Here is a 14,303-nt window from a genome sequence, read left to right on the forward strand (position 1 = left end):
GCGATCCGCCAGAGCCGGCGCGCGCGCGCCTTCACGGAGCCGACCACGATGACCGACCACGTGAAGACCCTCCTGACGAGCGGCGCGAGCCGCCGCTCCGTGCTGCGCGCCGGGGCTGGCGCGGCCGCCACGCTGCTGGCCGCCCGCGCCCTGCTGCCCTCCGGCGCCTACGCCCAGACCGCGGGACCGGAGACGCCCAAGGCGAAGCTCGGCTTCATCGCGCTGACGGACGCGGGACCGCTGTTCGTCGCCAAGGAAAAGGGGCTGTTCGACAAGTACGGCATGACCGAGGTGGAGGTCGCCAAGCAGTCCTCCTGGGGCACCACGCGCGACAACATCGTGCTCGGCTCGGCCGGCGGCGGCATCGACGGCGCGCACATCCTGACCCCGATGCCGTACCTCATCACCACCGGGGCGATGACCCAGAACAACCGGCCGACGGAGATGATGATCCTCGGCCGGCTGAACGTCGCCGGCCAGTGCATCTCGGTCGGCCAGGAATATGCGGATTTGAAGCTCGGCCTCGACACCAGGCCGTTCAAGACTGCGCTCGAGAAGAAGAAGGCCTCCGGCAAGGACGTCAAAGCCGCGATGACCTTCCCGGGCGGCACCCATGATCTCTGGATCCGCTACTGGCTCGCGGCCGGCGGCGTCGATCCCAACAAGGACATCCAGACCATCGTCGTCCCGCCCGCCCAGATGGTGGCGAACATGAAGGTCGGGACGATGGACTGCTTCTGCGTCTGCGAGCCGTGGAACGAGCAGCTCAAGAACCAGAAGATCGGCTACACGGCGCTCACCACCGGCGAGCTCTGGGACAAGCATCCCGAGAAGGCGTTCGCGCTGCGCGCCGACTATGTCGAGAAGAACCCGAAGGCCGCCAAGGCTCTGCTGATGGCCGTCATGGAGGCCCAGCAATGGTGCGAGAAGATGGAGAACAAGGAGGAGCTCGCCGCCATCTGCGCCAAGCGCAACTGGATCGGCGCTCCGATCTCCGACACCGTGGCGCGCATGAAGGGCACGTTCGACTACGGCGCCGGCAAGCCGGTGCTCGAGAACAGCCCGTTCATGATGCACTACTGGGCGGACAACGCCGGCTATCCTTACAAGAGCCATGACCTCTGGTTCATCACCGAGGACATGCGCTGGGGCTACCTGCCCGAAAACACCGACGCCAAGGCGCTGATCGACAAGGTCAACCGCGAAGACCTCTGGCGCGAGGCCGCCAAGGAGCTCGGCGTGACCGACCTCCCGGCCTCGACCTCGCGCGGCGTCGAGAAGTTCTTCGACGGCAAGGTCTTCGATCCCGAGAACCCGGGCGAATACCTCGCGAGCCTCGACATCAAGCGCATGGTCTGAGGCGGCCGCCCGCTTCGCCGCGCCCTCCCCGGAGACATGCGATGACACAGATTGCCGCCGCGACGTCGAACGTGACGCCGCTCAAGACGCCGACCTCCGCGGCAGGGACGGTCGTGAGCCTGCCGGCGCCGGCCGCGCGGCCGGTGTTCGGCCCGCGCGCCCGGACACGGCTGACGGAGCTCGCTCGGGCGATCATTCCTCCGCTTCTGACGATCGCCGCGCTGCTGCTGCTCTGGGAGCTGCTGTGCTCCTCGCCGACATCGTCGCTGCCCGCGCCGTCGCGCGTCGTCAGCGACACCTGGGAGCTGATCGCCCACCCGTTCTACGACAATGGCGGCAACGACAAAGGCCTCGGCTGGCAGCTCTACGTCAGCCTGAAGCGCGTCGCGCTCGGCTATGCGCTGGCGGCGGTCGCCGGGGTTGCGCTCGGCGCGCTTGTGGGCGGCTCGGTCTGGGCGATGCGCGGCCTCGATCCGGTCTTCCAGGTGCTGCGGACGATCCCGCCGCTCGCCTGGCTGCCGCTCTCGCTCGCCGCGTTCCGGGACGGCGAGCCGTCCGCGATCTTCGTGATCTTCATCACCGCGATCTGGCCGATCATCATCAACACGGCGGTCGGCATCCGGAACATTCCGCAGGACTACAAGAACGTCGCGCAGGTCCTGCGGCTGAACCCTCTCGAATACTTCATCAAGATCATGCTGCCGGCGGCCGCTCCGTACATCTTCACCGGGCTCAGGATCGGCATCGGCCTGTCGTGGCTCGCGATCGTCGCGGCAGAAATGCTGATCGGCGGCGTGGGCATCGGCTTCTTCATCTGGGACGCGTGGAACTCGTCGCGGATCAGCGACATCATCCTCGCGCTCGTCTACGTCGGCGCGGTCGGCTTCATCCTCGATCGCATCGTCGCCCTGATCGCCGTCGCGGTCACCCGCGGCACGGCCAACGCGTGAGGACGAGCCCATGGCCAAGTCATTCCTGACCATCGAACACGTCGACAAGAGCTTCACCCGCGGGGCCGTCACCAACGAGGTGCTGAAGAACATCTCGCTCGAGGTGAACGAAAGCGAGTTCATCTCGATCATCGGTCATTCGGGGTGCGGAAAGTCGACGCTGCTCAACATCGTCGCCGGCCTGACCCAGGCCACGACCGGCGTCGTCTTCCTCGAAGGCCAGGTGGTCGACGAGCCCGGCCCGGATCGCGCGGTCGTATTCCAGAACCACAGTCTTCTGCCGTGGCTGACCTGCTACGAGAACGTTGCGCTCGCGGTCGACAAGGTTTTCGGCAAGACGAAGTCCAAGGCCGAGCGCCACGACTGGACGATGCACAAGCTCAAGCTCGTCCACATGGAGCACGCCAAGGACCGGCGGCCGTCCGAAATCTCGGGCGGCATGAAGCAGCGCATCGGGATCGCCCGCGCGCTCGCGATGCAGCCGAAGGTCCTCCTGCTGGACGAGCCGTTCGGCGCGCTCGACGCGCTCACCCGCACCCATCTGCAGGACCAGGTCATGCAGATCCAGGCGGAGCTCAGGAACACCGTGCTGATGATCACGCACGATGTCGACGAGGCGGTGCTGCTGTCGGACCGCATCGTGATGATGACGAACGGACCCTCGGCCCGCATCGGCGACGTTCTGGAGGTGCCGCTCGACCGCCCGCGCAACCGGCTCGAACTGGTGTCGGACCGGGGCTACATCGCGGCGCGGGCCGCCGTGCTCAAGTTCCTCTACGAACGCCACCGCTTCGTCGAGGCGGCGTGAGCGAGATGCAGCCCGAACGCCTCGTCATCGTCGGCGCCGGCATGGCGAGCCTCAAACTCCTCGAGGAGCTCGCCGCCGCCGCTCCCCGCCGCTACGACGTCACCGTCGTGGGGGCGGAGCCGACGCCGGCCTACAACCGGGTTCTGCTGTCCTCCCTGCTCGCCGGCGAAGCGAGCGACGAGGACCTGCGCCTCCGGGGCCGTGACTGGTACGCCGCGCATGGGTTTCGCCTGCTGACCGGCGCTCCCGCGCAGGCGATCGACCGTGCAGGGAAGCGGCTGATCCTGCGCGGCGGCCGGGCGCTCGCCTTCGACAAGCTTGTCCTGGCGACCGGATCCGAAGCGATCCGCCTGCCTTTGCCTGGCGCGGATCTGCCCCAGACGCTGACGTTCCGCGACCTCTACGACGCGACGCGGCTGCGCGCCCTCGCGGCTCCGGGACGGCGGGCCCTGGTGATCGGGGGCGGCCTGCTCGGTCTCGAGGCCGCCTATGGGCTCGTCCGGCGCGGCTGCTCCGTCACGGTGGTCCATCTCGCCGACCGGCTGATGGAGCGCCAGCTCGACGAGCGCGGCGCGGCGACGCTCAGGCGGACGCTGGAGGCCAAGGGCGTCGGCTTCGCCCTGTCCGCGTCGAGCGTCGCCATAACGGGCGACGCGCAGGTGACGGGTCTCGAACTCGCGACTGGCGAGAGGCTTCCGGCCGATCTGGTGGTGATGGCGTGCGGAGTCCGGGCGAACGCCGGCCTCGCGAAGGCGGCCGGACTGCGCGTCAATCGCGGGATCACGGTGGATGATCGCCTCGCGACCTCCGATCCGGACATCTTCGCGCTCGGCGAATGCGCGGAGCACCGCGGCGACGTCTACGGCCTCGTGGCTCCGGCCTACGAGCAGGCGAGAACGCTCGCCCGCCGCCTCGCGGGCGACGACAGCGCGACCTACGCCGGCAGCGTGCTCTCCACCAATCTCAAGGTCTCGGGCGTCGGCGTGTTCTCCGCCGGCGCGATCGAGCCGGAAGACGGCGACGAGACCATGGTGCTCGCCGATCCCGGGCACGGGCACTATCGCAAGCTGATCGTCCGCGATGACCGGCTCAAGGGAGCGATCCTGGTCGGCGAGACCTCGGACGCCCTCTGGTACCTCGACCTGATCACGACCGCGACGCCGCTCGGCCCGCTGCGCGAAGACCTCGCCTTCGGCCGCGGCTTCGCGATGGCGGCGTGAGGGAGACGATGAGCCAGGACTTCTCACCCGACCAGAAGCGCTATCTCGAGGGCTTCGTCTCGGGCGTGCAGGCGGTGCGGGGTTCGCGCGGACTGCCCGGCTTCGGCGGAGCGCCCGCCTTCCAGACGCAGCCCGCGACCAATGCGCCGGCTGCGCCGTCCGGCCCGGACGCCGCGCATCTCGAGGCGATGGCGCGCTTCGAGCGCGAGGGCCGGAAGCTCAGCCCGCAGGAGATCGCCAAGCGCGAGGAGCACCCGTTCGACGCCTACGCCCGGTTCAAGACCATGGCGAAGGAGAACAGGTTCGCGAAACAGCTCGACGACTTCCGCATCCGCTTTCACGGCCTGTTCTATGTGGGTCCGACGCAGGACGCGTATATGTGCCGGCTAAGGATCCACAACGGCATCCTCCGCGCCTGGCAGTTCCGCGGGGTCGCCGATCTCGCGCGGCAGTATGGCGGCGGCTACAGCCACGTCACGACACGCGCCAATCTGCAGGTCCGGGAGATCGGCGCGGCCGACGGCATCTCCTTCGTCGAAGGCCTCGTCGACCTCGGCCTGACCTCGAAGGGCGCCGGCGCGGACAACATCCGCAACGTCACCGGCACGCCGACGGCGGGAATCGACCCGCAGGAGCTGGTCGACACCCGGCCCTACGCGAAGGAGTGGCATCACCACATCCTCAACGACCGCTCGCTCTATGGCCTGCCGCGCAAGTTCAACGTCGCGTTCGACGGGGCCGGCCGGATCGCGGCGCTCGAAGACACCAACGACATCGGCTTCCAGGCCGTCGAGCTGCGCGACGGCTTCGGCGTCGCGCCGGGGGCGTGGTGGCGGCTGGCGCTCGGCGGCATCACCGGACACAAGGATTTCGCGCGCGACACCGGCGTGATCGTCCCGCTCGATCAGGCCGTGAGGGTCGCCGACGCGATCGTGCGGGTCTTCATCCGCGCCGGCGACCGCACCGAGCGAACCAGATCGCGCCTGAAGTATCTGCTCGACGCATGGGGCTTCGAGAAATTCCTCGAAGCCGTCGAAGCCGAGCTCGGCGCCGAACTCACCCGCGCTCCCGCCGGCGCCGTGGCCCCGCGACCGGAAAGCGACCGGATGGCGCATATCGGCGTCCACCCGCAGCGGCAGGCCGGCCACAACTGGGTGGGCGTCGCGCTGCCGCTCGGGCGCCTGACCTGCGAGCAGATGCGCGCGCTCGCGGCCATCTCAGAGGAGCTCGGCGACGGCGACATACGCCTTACGGTCTGGCAGAATCTGCTGATCTCGGGCGTGCGCGACGCCTGTGTGGCGGAGGTCGAGCGCCGCGTCGCGGAGATTGGACTGGCGACCTCGGCCTCCAACGTCCGCGCGGGCCTCGTGGCCTGCACCGGCAGCCGCGGCTGCAAGTTCTCCGCCGCCGACACCAAGGGCTACGCGGACCAGATCGCGACCCATATCGACGCCGCCGGACTGGTCGTCGACACGCCCATCAACATCCACGCGACGGGCTGCCACAACTCGTGCGCGCAGCACTACATCGGCGACATCGGCCTGATCGGGGCGCGGGTCCCGGTCGGCGAGGACGACACCGTCGAGGGCTTCCACCTGCTTGTCGGCGGCGGCTTCGGCGGCGACGCCAGCATCGCGCGCGAGCTCGTTCGCGACGTGAAGGGCGAGGACTGCGCGGCCGTCGTCGAGAAGATGCTGCGCGGCTATCTGGCCCGCCGCTCGGGACCGGAAGAGACCTTCGCGGCCTTCTCGCGCCGCCACGCGATCGACGAGCTGAAAGCCATCTTCGAACTCGAGGGAGCCTGAGCATGACCGCGCAGACCCCGGTCCTGCCGCCGATCCTGCCCGAGAACGCGCCGTTCAGCCCCGAGCAGCGGGCCTGGCTCAACGGCTTCTTCGCCGGGCTGCTTTCGCTCGATGGCGGCGTGCAGCCGCTGTCCCCGGACGCCGCCAAGGCGCTGCTGGGCTCGCCGCTGCCGGGCCAGGCGCAGCCTGTCGAGGAGGATGACGGCGCGCCCTGGCATGACGCCTCCATGCCTATCGAGGAGCGCATGCGGCTCGCGGACGGCAGGCCGCTGCACCGGCGCATGATGGCCGCGATGGCGCAGCAGGATTGCGGGCAGTGCGGCTATCTCTGCGAGAGCTATGCGGACTCTCTCGCCAAAGGCGAAGAAAAGAAGCTCAACCTCTGCGCGCCGGGCGGCAAGGAAACCCAGCGCATGCTGAAGAAGCTCGCGCTGGAGCTCGACGGCGGCGGGACGCCGACGGCCGAGGCTGCGCCCGCAGCCGCGCCGGTCGCGGACGCGCCGGGCCGCTCGCGCGAGAACCCGGTCGAGGCAGCCTTTCTGTCGCGGCGGCGCCTCAACGCGGAAGGGTCCGACAAGGAGACGCACCACGTCGAGATCGACCTCTCGGAAAGCGGGCTGAGCTACGAGCCGGGCGACAGCTTCGGCCTGTTCGCCTCCAACGCCCGGGAGCTTTGCGCGCTCGTCGCAGCGCGGCTCGGCTGCGCGATGAACGATCTCGTGACCCATGCGGGCGAGACTCTTCCGCTCGCCACGTGGCTCGCAGACAAGGTGTCCCTCGGCGCGGCCCCTGACGCGCTGTTCGAACTGCTCGGGACCTATGCGGAGGACGCCGCCGACAAGGCGAGGCTCGCGCGGCTCGCGGAGGGCGAGGATCCGGACGGCGACCTCGAGACGCTGGACGTGCTCGCCGCGCTGGAGAAGTTTCCCGACGCGAAGCCGCCGCTCGCCGAGTTTCTCGCGACCCTGGAGCCGCTGCAGCCGCGGCTCTACTCGATCTCCTCCGCGCTGTCCGCCGATCCCGGCAAGGTCAGCCTCACGGTCGACGCCGTCCGCTACCGCGTCGGCGACCGCATGCGGCTCGGCCTCGCCTCCACCTACCTCGCGGACCGGGTCGGGCCCGGCGACCGTCTCAAGGTCTATGTCCAGAAGGCGCACGGCTTCGCCCTGCCGAAGGACGGGGCCACGCCGATCGTCATGGTCGGCCCCGGCACCGGGATCGCGCCGTTCCGGTCTTTCCTGCGCGAGCGGCGCGCGACCGGCGCGACCGGCGGCGCCTGGCTGTTCTTCGGGCACCAGCGCGAGGCGACCGACTTTCTCTACCGCGAAGAGCTGGCGGAGCTTCAGCAAGCGGGCGCGCTGACGACGCTGTCCCTCGCCTGGTCACGCGACGGCGCGGAGAAGGTCTACGTCCAGGACCGCATGCGGGAGGCTGGCGCGGAGCTCTGGAACTGGCTGGAGCGCGGCGCGCATTTCTACGTCTGCGGCGACGCCAAGCGCATGGCCGTCGACGTCGAGAAGGCGCTGGTCGACATCGTCTCCGAACACGGCGCGCGCGACGGCAAGGCGTTCGTCGCCGAACTGCGCAAGGCCGGCCGCTATCAGGCGGACGTCTATTGAAGCCCGCCCCGGCCGGGTCAACGCACATGGCGGGGCGCTCGTGAACCCCCATGAGCGTGAGCCGACGCCGGTCCGCACCGCCTGCCCGTATTGCGGCGTCGGCTGCGGCGTGCTGGCGACGCCTGACGGCGCCGGCGGCGCAAGCATCGCCGGCGATCCGGCGCACCCGTCGAATTTCGGCCGGCTCTGCTCCAAGGGCGCGGCGCTGGGCGAGACGCTCTCGCTCGACGGCCGCCTGCTGCACCCCGAGATCGAAGGCCGCCGGGCGTCGTGGGACGAGGCGCTGGACGCCGCCGCGCGGGGCTTCCGCGAAACGCTCGATCGGCACGGGCCGGAGGCGATCGCCCTCTATCTGTCGGGGCAGTTGCTGACGGAGGACTATTACGCCGCCAACAAGCTGTTCAAAGGCTTCCTCGGCTCCGCGAACGTCGACACCAATTCCCGGCTCTGCATGTCGTCCTCCGTCGCGGGCCACAAGCGCGCCTTCGGCGCCGACACCGTCCCGGGCGTCTACCGCGATCTCGAGACCGCCGACCTCCTCGTGCTCGTCGGCTCCAACGCCGCTTGGTGCCACCCGGTGCTGCACCAGCGGATGCTGGCCGCGCGGGCCGCGCGCGGGACCAGGATCGTCGTGCTGGACCCCCGCCGCACCGCGACGGCGGACGAAGCCGACCTGCATCTGCAGCTCAGGGGCGGCTCGGACGTCGCGCTGTTCTCCGGGCTGCTCGTCGCGCTGGCCGACGGCGGCTTCGTCGATCAGGCTTACGTCGACGCCCACACGTCAGGCTTCCAGGCGGCTCTCGCCCGCGCGCGCGAGATCGCGCCCGACCTCGCCGCCGTCGCGGCCGCGTGCGGCCTCGCCGAGGCGGAGATCGCCGCGTTCTTCGACCTGTTCGCCGGCGCCGAACGCGTGGTGACGCTCTACAGCCAGGGCGTGAACCAGTCGGCGCAGGGGACCGACAAGGTCAACGCGATCATCAACGTGCATCTCGCGACAGGCCGCATCGGCCGCGAAGGCATGGGGCCCTTTTCGCTCACCGGGCAGCCCAACGCGATGGGCGGCCGCGAGGTCGGGGGCCTCGCCAACCAGCTCGCGGCCCATATGGGCTTCGACGCCGCCTCGATCGACAGGGTCCGCCGCTTCTGGGACGCGCCCCGCATGGCGCGCGCGGAGGGCCGCATGGCGGTCGACATGTTCGAGGCCATCGACCGCGGGGAGATCAGAGCCCTTTGGGTGATGGGCACCAATCCGGCCGCCTCGCTGCCGCGCGCCGACGCTGTGCGCAAGGCCTTGGCGAAGCTCGATCATTTCGTCGTGTCGGAGAACGTCGCCTCGAACGACACCCTCACGGCCGGAGCGAAGATCCGTCTTCCGGCTTCGGCGTGGGGCGAGAAGGACGGCACAGTCACGAACTCGGAACGGCGCATATCGCGTCAGCGGCCTTTCCTGCCCCTGCCCGGCGAGGCGCGGCCGGACTGGTGGATCATCGCCCGCGTCGCGGAGCGGCTCGGCTTCGGCGCGGCCTTCGCCTGGCGTACGGCCGGCGAGGCGTTCCGCGAGCACGCCGCGCTTTCGGCCTTCGAGAATGGCGGCGCGCGCGACTTCGACATCGGCGCGCTCGCCGAGCTCGACGACGACGCCTATGACGCCCTGGAGCCGACCCAGTGGCCCGCCAAGCGCCGCGACGCCGGCGGGGAGACGCGGTTCTTCGCCGAGGGCGGCTTCTTCACCGGCGACCGGCGCGCGCGCTTTGTGGCCGTCGAGCCGCCCGCGAGCCGTCCCCCGGACGCCGGCCGGACGCTGCGCCTCAACACCGGGCGGATCCGCGACCAGTGGCACACGATGACCCGCACGGGCAGAAGCCCGCGTCTCGCCAGCCATCTGCCCGAGCCTTTCCTCGAGATCTCGCCGCGTGACGGGCTTCGGGCCGGACTGACCGACGGCGGCTTTGCGCGCGTGTCGAGCGCCCACGGCGAAGCGGTGCTCCGCGTGCGGTTCGACCCGACCGCGCGCGACGGCGCCGTCTTCGCCCCGATTCACTGGACGGAGGAGACCTCATCCGGCGCGCGCGTCGCCGCCCTCGTGCACGCCGTGACCGACCCGGTCTCCGGCCAGCCCGACGCCAAGGCGACCGCCGTGGCCGCTGCGCCGGTCGTCTTCGGCCGACAGGGCTTCGCGCTGACCCGCGGCGCGCTCGGCGTTCTGGATGAAGGGGCCTGGTGGGCTCGCGCCGTGGCGCCTCACGGCGTCAGCCTGCTCTTCGCCACCAATGGCGCCGTCACGCTCGAAGAGGTGTTCCCGGATCTCCGGGGCAGCGACGAGATCGTCGACTTCGTCGACCCCGCCCGCGGGACCTACCGGGCCGGGGCGTTCCGCGACGGGCTGCTGCAGGCGGCCTTGTTCGTGGGACCTGGATCGCAGGCCGGCGCGTGGAGCTTCCTTCGGGGGAAGCTCGGCGCCAGGCTGACCGAGGGGGAGATCCGGGGCCTGCTCCTGGCCGGTCGCGCCCGCGGCGGCGCGGATTGCGGCCCCTTGGTCTGCGCCTGCCACGGCGTCTCCCGAGGCGCGATCGAGGACGCGCTGCGCGCCGGCGCGAACGACGCCGCCACCGTGGGGAGCATGACGAGCGCCGGAACGAACTGCGGCTCCTGCCTTCCGGAGATCCGCCGGATGGTCGCCGCGGCCCGGGTCAGGACGAACGTCCCGGCGTTGGGTCTCTTCGGCTGAAAAGCTCAGGCCGGGAAGGCGAGCACGATCCGGGTGCCGCGGTGCGCGGAGTCCCGCTCCATGCGGGACTGGATCGTCGCGGCCATCGTGCGGACGATCTTCTGGCCGAGCCCGGTGCCCTTCGGCGCGGCGTCCTCCGCCATGCCGACGCCGTCGTCCTCGACGCTGAGCGCCAGGGTCGCGCCCGCGCGCGCGAGCTTCACGCGCACCTCGCCCTCGACGCCCTTCGGATAGGCGTATTTGAACGCATTCGTGACGAGCTCCGTCACGATCACGCCGAGGGAGACCGCGCGGTCCGTGGCCATCTTCATCGGCTCCACCATGAGCGCGATGCGGTGCGGACGGTCGCTGGTGCGCAGCGAGCTCTCGAGCTCCTCGGCGAGCCCGGTCAGATACTCGTCCATGTCGACCGAACGGACGTCGTGCGACGTGTAGAGCCGGCGATGGATCTGCGCGATCGCGAGAATCCGCGCCTCCGTCTCGCGCATCATGTCGCGCGCCGGCCCGTCCGGCAGCGAAGAGGACTGCAGATGCACGAAGGCCGAGACGAGCTGCAGGCTGTTGCCGACGCGGTGGTTGACCTCGCGCAGCAGCGTCTCGGCGCGGTCGCGCGCCTCGACCATGGCGCGCTCGGCGGCTTCCTTCTGCCGCCGCACCTCGACCTGCTCGATGGCCTGCGTGATCGCGGCGCGGAGCAGGGCCAGGAATTCGCCCGCCACATCCTTGATGACGTAGTCGGAAGCGCCGGCCTTGAGGGCCGCGACCGCGACGCGGCCGTCGTCCGTGCCGGTGACGTAGATCACGGGCGGTGGCTCGGGCAGCGCCTTGATCGCCGGGAGCAGATCGAGGCCGGTCTCGCCGGCCAGGAAATGGTCGAGCGCGACCACGTCGAAGCGCTCCTCGCCCAGCAGCCGCAACCCCTCGCCGCAGGTCGCGACCGCCGTCACCGCGTAGCCGGCCCGCGCCAGATCCCGCGAGACGAGACGGCGCAGCGCCTCGTCGTCCTCGATGTAGAGGATCTTGCGCGCGACCTCTGCCGGGCCTTCGCTCATGCGTCGGGAACCTGCATCACCGACAGGAACAGGCCGAGCTGGCGGATCGCGGTGGCGAAGGTGTCGTAGTCCACCGGCTTGGTGATGTAGACGTTGCAGCCGAGATCGTAGCAGCGCTGGATCTCGACCTTGTCGTCGGTGGTGGTCAGCACGATCACCGGCGCGCGCTTCAGCCGGTCGTGGTGCTTGAGGATCGTCAGGATGTCGATCCCGGTCATGTCCGGCAGGTTCAGGTCGAGCAGGATCAGCAGCGGGCCGTTCGCGGTCGTCTCGGACGACTGCAGGAACTGCAGCGCGGACGTGCCGTCGGCGAAGTGGCGGATCTCATTGTTGACGCCCGCGCGGCGGACGTTCTTCTCGATCAGGCGTGCGTGTCCCTGATCGTCCTCGATCATGACGATCACGACCGGACGTTGGTTGCTGGTGTTCATGCTGCGGCCTGCGTCTCGGTTTGCGGCCGCAGAACGGCCGGGAAGGTCAGGTGGAAGGTGGAGCCCTTGCCGGGCTCGGAAGTCAGGCTGATCGTGCCGCCCAGCCTGCGCACGCTGGCGCGCACGAAGGCGAGGCCCAGGCCTTCCCCGGGCTTGTCCTGCGCGCCGGCGCGGCGGAAGAGCTCGAACACGCGTTCATGGTCCTTGGCGTCGATGCCGCGCCCATTGTCCTCGATCGTGTACTCGACCTGCGGGCCGACCCGCCGTCCCCGGATCTCGATCCGGCCCGGTCGCGCCGGGTCGAGATACTTCACCGCGTTCTCTATCAGGTTTTGGAAAATCTGCTCTATCGAGAGCCGGTCGGTGACGAGCGCGGGCATGGACGGGTCGACCACGATCTCGGCCCCCACCCCGGCCGTCTGCTGATGCAGCGTCGCCGCGATCGCGTTCGCCATGTCGGTGACCGAGACGCTCTCCGGCGTCACCACGCGACGACCCTCGCGCGACAGCCGCAGGATGGCGTTGATCAGCCGGTCCATCTTGGCCGTCGAGGTGCGTATGAAGCTGATCGCCTCGGGCAGGTCGACCTCGACGGCCTCGCGGGCCTCCGGCCTGATCTTGTCCGGCACGCTTTCCGTCAGCTCATCCAGCTGCTCCTTCAGCACGCCCCGCGCGGCGTCCAGTTCGCTGGTGAAACCCATCACGTTGACCAGCGGCGCCCGCAGATCGTGGCTGACGATATAGGCGAAGCGCTGGATTTCGCCATTCGCCGCGAGCAGCTCGGACGTGCGCTCCGCCACCGCCGCCTCGAGGCCGTGATTGGCCTGCGCCAGCTCCTGTTGCGCGGCCGCCAGCACGCGCGTCTGCCGCCGGACCAGCAGCTGCGCCACGAAGGCGAGCGCGGCCGCGATGACCAGTCCGAGCACGACGACAGCGAGCAGCCCGTTCGAGAGGCGCGCGGCGTCCTCCGTGCGTTCGGCGAGGGTCGCGTCCTCACGCGCGGTCATCCGGCTGACCAGCTGCCGTATCTGCACCATGGCCTCGCGGCCGCGGTCGGACAGCACGATGGCCTGCGCCTCCGCGCGACGCCCGCTTGTGCTGAGCCCGACGGTCTCCGCGAGTTCGGCGAACTTGTCCCTGACCGTCGCCCGCACCGTCTCGAAATCCTGACGCTGCGGCCCGTCCGGTCCGATCAGCTCCCCAAGGCGACGGAAGTGGTCGTCGATCTTCTCCAGGGAGCTGCGGTACGGCCTCAGGTAACGCTCTTCGCCCGTCAGCAGGTAGCCGCGCTGTCCCGTCTCGGCGTCCTGCGCGAGACTGAGCGTCCGGACGATCTCGTTCTTGGTCTCGAGCGTGGTCGCGACCTGACGGTTGAAGTCGTCGGATTTGCTGACGAGCCACACCGTCGCCCCGCCGACCGCGACCAGCGCGGCGAAGCCGAGGATGAGCATCAGGATTTCGTTGCGGACGGCGGAGTCCCGCCCAAGCGAGCGCGTCATCGCGCCGTCCCAACCGCGGTGCGGCGCATTTCCAGGATTTCTGACACTCCGGCTATCAACGCGGCCGCCTTGTTGTTTCGCCGGTAGTCACATGCCGCCTAACGGGGGCCCCGTCCAGCCCTAAATCCACGCCAGCTGGCGGCGCACGAAAGTCAGTCGGCGATGCGGAGACTCGAGGCGGCCTGCTTGTCGAGCGCGCGGCGGCGCAGATCGACCTGACGCCAGTTGAACGTCATCCGCACCCGCCCGCCCGGCAGCCGCTTCACGCCCGCGATCCTACGCGGCCCGGCCGCGAACCCGAAGGTCGCGACCGGGACGGTCCCGGTGACCTTGAAGCCGCGCTCGGCGAGCAGCGCCCGCACCCGGACGCAATAGTCGACCGAGCGTTGCGAGTAGCGGGTCTCGCCGTGGCCCGCCCGGTACTTCATGACGGTGGCGCAGATGTCCTGGCCGGTCTTTCGCCAGGCCTGGCTGAGATAACGGACGCCGTACCGCACGTTCACCGCCGGATCGAACAAGGTCGGCAAGGGCCCCTGAAACCCGAGCATCCGGGCGGTCGAGGGCAACACCTGCATCAGCCCGACCTCGCCCACGGAGCCGACGGCGTTGGGGTCGAAGCCGCTCTCGACCTCGGCGACCGCTTCGGCGACCTCGGGGGGCAGCGCGTTCGCCACGGCCTGCTCCCGGACCATCTTGCGCAGGGTCGCGGCGTCGGGCGGCGCCGGCGGAGCCTCCGCGGAAGCGGCGGCCGGGGGCGGCGTGACCGCCGGCTCAGGGGGAGCCACGGCCTGGGCGTCAGCGCCCTGCGCCGCGGCCAGGCACACGAGCGCAG

At 70.1% G+C, this 14,303-nt stretch carries 11 protein-coding genes; 7 read left to right on the forward strand and 4 right to left on the reverse strand.

Annotated elements, in window-relative coordinates; genetic code table 11:
* Positions 1-48 precede the first annotated feature (48 nt).
* From GGR24_RS07605 to GGR24_RS07635, 7 genes are read left to right on the forward strand one after another with little or no spacing between them, the layout of a single operon-like run.
* The gene (locus GGR24_RS07605; protein WP_183394747.1) at positions 49-1,359 is read left to right on the forward strand and encodes a CmpA/NrtA family ABC transporter substrate-binding protein; all 1,311 of its coding nucleotides are present in this window, start codon (positions 49-51) and stop codon (positions 1,357-1,359) included.
* Between the two features lie 41 nt (positions 1,360-1,400).
* Positions 1,401-2,309 (forward strand): nitrate ABC transporter permease, encoded by a 909-nt coding sequence (ntrB, locus tag GGR24_RS07610; RefSeq protein WP_183394748.1) that lies wholly within the window; start codon positions 1,401-1,403, stop codon positions 2,307-2,309.
* Positions 2,310-2,319: 10 nt separating this feature from the next.
* Complete coding sequence (locus GGR24_RS07615) at positions 2,320-3,117, forward strand: ABC transporter ATP-binding protein (RefSeq protein ID WP_183394749.1); 798 nt, start codon at positions 2,320-2,322, stop codon at positions 3,115-3,117.
* A gap of 5 nt (positions 3,118-3,122) precedes the next feature.
* Positions 3,123-4,337: an NAD(P)/FAD-dependent oxidoreductase gene (locus GGR24_RS07620; RefSeq protein WP_183395198.1), complete on the forward strand. Its 1,215-nt coding sequence runs from the start codon at positions 3,123-3,125 to the stop codon at positions 4,335-4,337.
* Between the two features lie 8 nt (positions 4,338-4,345).
* A complete protein-coding gene (locus tag GGR24_RS07625; RefSeq protein ID WP_183394750.1) occupies positions 4,346-6,142 on the forward strand; it encodes a NirA family protein in 1,797 nt (598 codons plus the stop codon).
* 2 nt (positions 6,143-6,144) lie between these two features.
* The gene (locus GGR24_RS07630) at positions 6,145-7,761 is read left to right on the forward strand and encodes a sulfite reductase subunit alpha (RefSeq protein WP_183394751.1); all 1,617 of its coding nucleotides are present in this window, start codon (positions 6,145-6,147) and stop codon (positions 7,759-7,761) included.
* A gap of 40 nt (positions 7,762-7,801) precedes the next feature.
* Complete coding sequence (locus GGR24_RS07635; protein ID WP_183394752.1) at positions 7,802-10,489, forward strand: molybdopterin-dependent oxidoreductase; 2,688 nt, start codon at positions 7,802-7,804, stop codon at positions 10,487-10,489.
* A 5-nt stretch (positions 10,490-10,494) separates the two neighbouring features.
* Here the strand turns inward: GGR24_RS07635 and GGR24_RS07640 are convergent, their stop codons facing one another.
* From GGR24_RS07640 to GGR24_RS07655, 4 genes are all read right to left on the reverse strand, one after another.
* Positions 10,495-11,541, reverse strand: coding sequence for a sensor histidine kinase (locus GGR24_RS07640; protein ID WP_183394753.1), 1,047 nt, complete (start codon positions 11,539-11,541; stop codon positions 10,495-10,497).
* Positions 11,538-11,972, reverse strand: coding sequence for a response regulator (locus tag GGR24_RS07645; RefSeq protein WP_183394754.1), 435 nt, complete (start codon positions 11,970-11,972; stop codon positions 11,538-11,540). Before GGR24_RS07645 ends, GGR24_RS07640 begins: the two co-directional genes overlap by 4 nt.
* Entirely contained in the window at positions 11,969-13,471 is a 1,503-nt protein-coding gene (locus GGR24_RS07650; protein WP_183394755.1) for a sensor histidine kinase, read from the reverse strand. The genes GGR24_RS07645 and GGR24_RS07650 overlap by 4 nt, the downstream gene beginning before the upstream one ends.
* A 152-nt stretch (positions 13,472-13,623) precedes the next feature.
* Complete coding sequence (locus GGR24_RS07655; RefSeq protein WP_343066220.1) at positions 13,624-14,295, reverse strand: lytic transglycosylase domain-containing protein; 672 nt, start codon at positions 14,293-14,295, stop codon at positions 13,624-13,626.
* Positions 14,296-14,303 lie beyond the last annotated feature (8 nt).

It is taken from the genome of Hansschlegelia beijingensis (assembly GCF_014196425.1).
In the GTDB taxonomy this organism is placed as follows: domain Bacteria; phylum Pseudomonadota; class Alphaproteobacteria; order Rhizobiales; family Methylopilaceae; genus Methylopila; species Methylopila beijingensis.

Excerpts from the sequence above, each read along its gene's own strand:
- GGR24_RS07605 (WP_183394747.1), top strand. The coding sequence starts at position 49 with ATGACCGACCACGTGAAGACCCTCCTGACGAGCGGCGCGAGCCGCCGC.
- ntrB (WP_183394748.1), top strand. The coding sequence starts at position 1,401 with ATGACACAGATTGCCGCCGCGACGTCGAACGTGACGCCGCTCAAGACG.
- GGR24_RS07615 (WP_183394749.1), top strand. The coding sequence starts at position 2,320 with ATGGCCAAGTCATTCCTGACCATCGAACACGTCGACAAGAGCTTCACC.
- GGR24_RS07620 (WP_183395198.1), top strand. The coding sequence starts at position 3,123 with ATGCAGCCCGAACGCCTCGTCATCGTCGGCGCCGGCATGGCGAGCCTC.
- GGR24_RS07625 (WP_183394750.1), top strand. The coding sequence starts at position 4,346 with ATGAGCCAGGACTTCTCACCCGACCAGAAGCGCTATCTCGAGGGCTTC.
- GGR24_RS07630 (WP_183394751.1), top strand. The coding sequence starts at position 6,145 with ATGACCGCGCAGACCCCGGTCCTGCCGCCGATCCTGCCCGAGAACGCG.
- GGR24_RS07640 (WP_183394753.1), bottom strand. The coding sequence starts at position 11,541 with ATGAGCGAAGGCCCGGCAGAGGTCGCGCGCAAGATCCTCTACATCGAG.
- GGR24_RS07645 (WP_183394754.1), bottom strand. The coding sequence starts at position 11,972 with ATGAACACCAGCAACCAACGTCCGGTCGTGATCGTCATGATCGAGGAC.
- GGR24_RS07650 (WP_183394755.1), bottom strand. The coding sequence starts at position 13,471 with ATGACGCGCTCGCTTGGGCGGGACTCCGCCGTCCGCAACGAAATCCTG.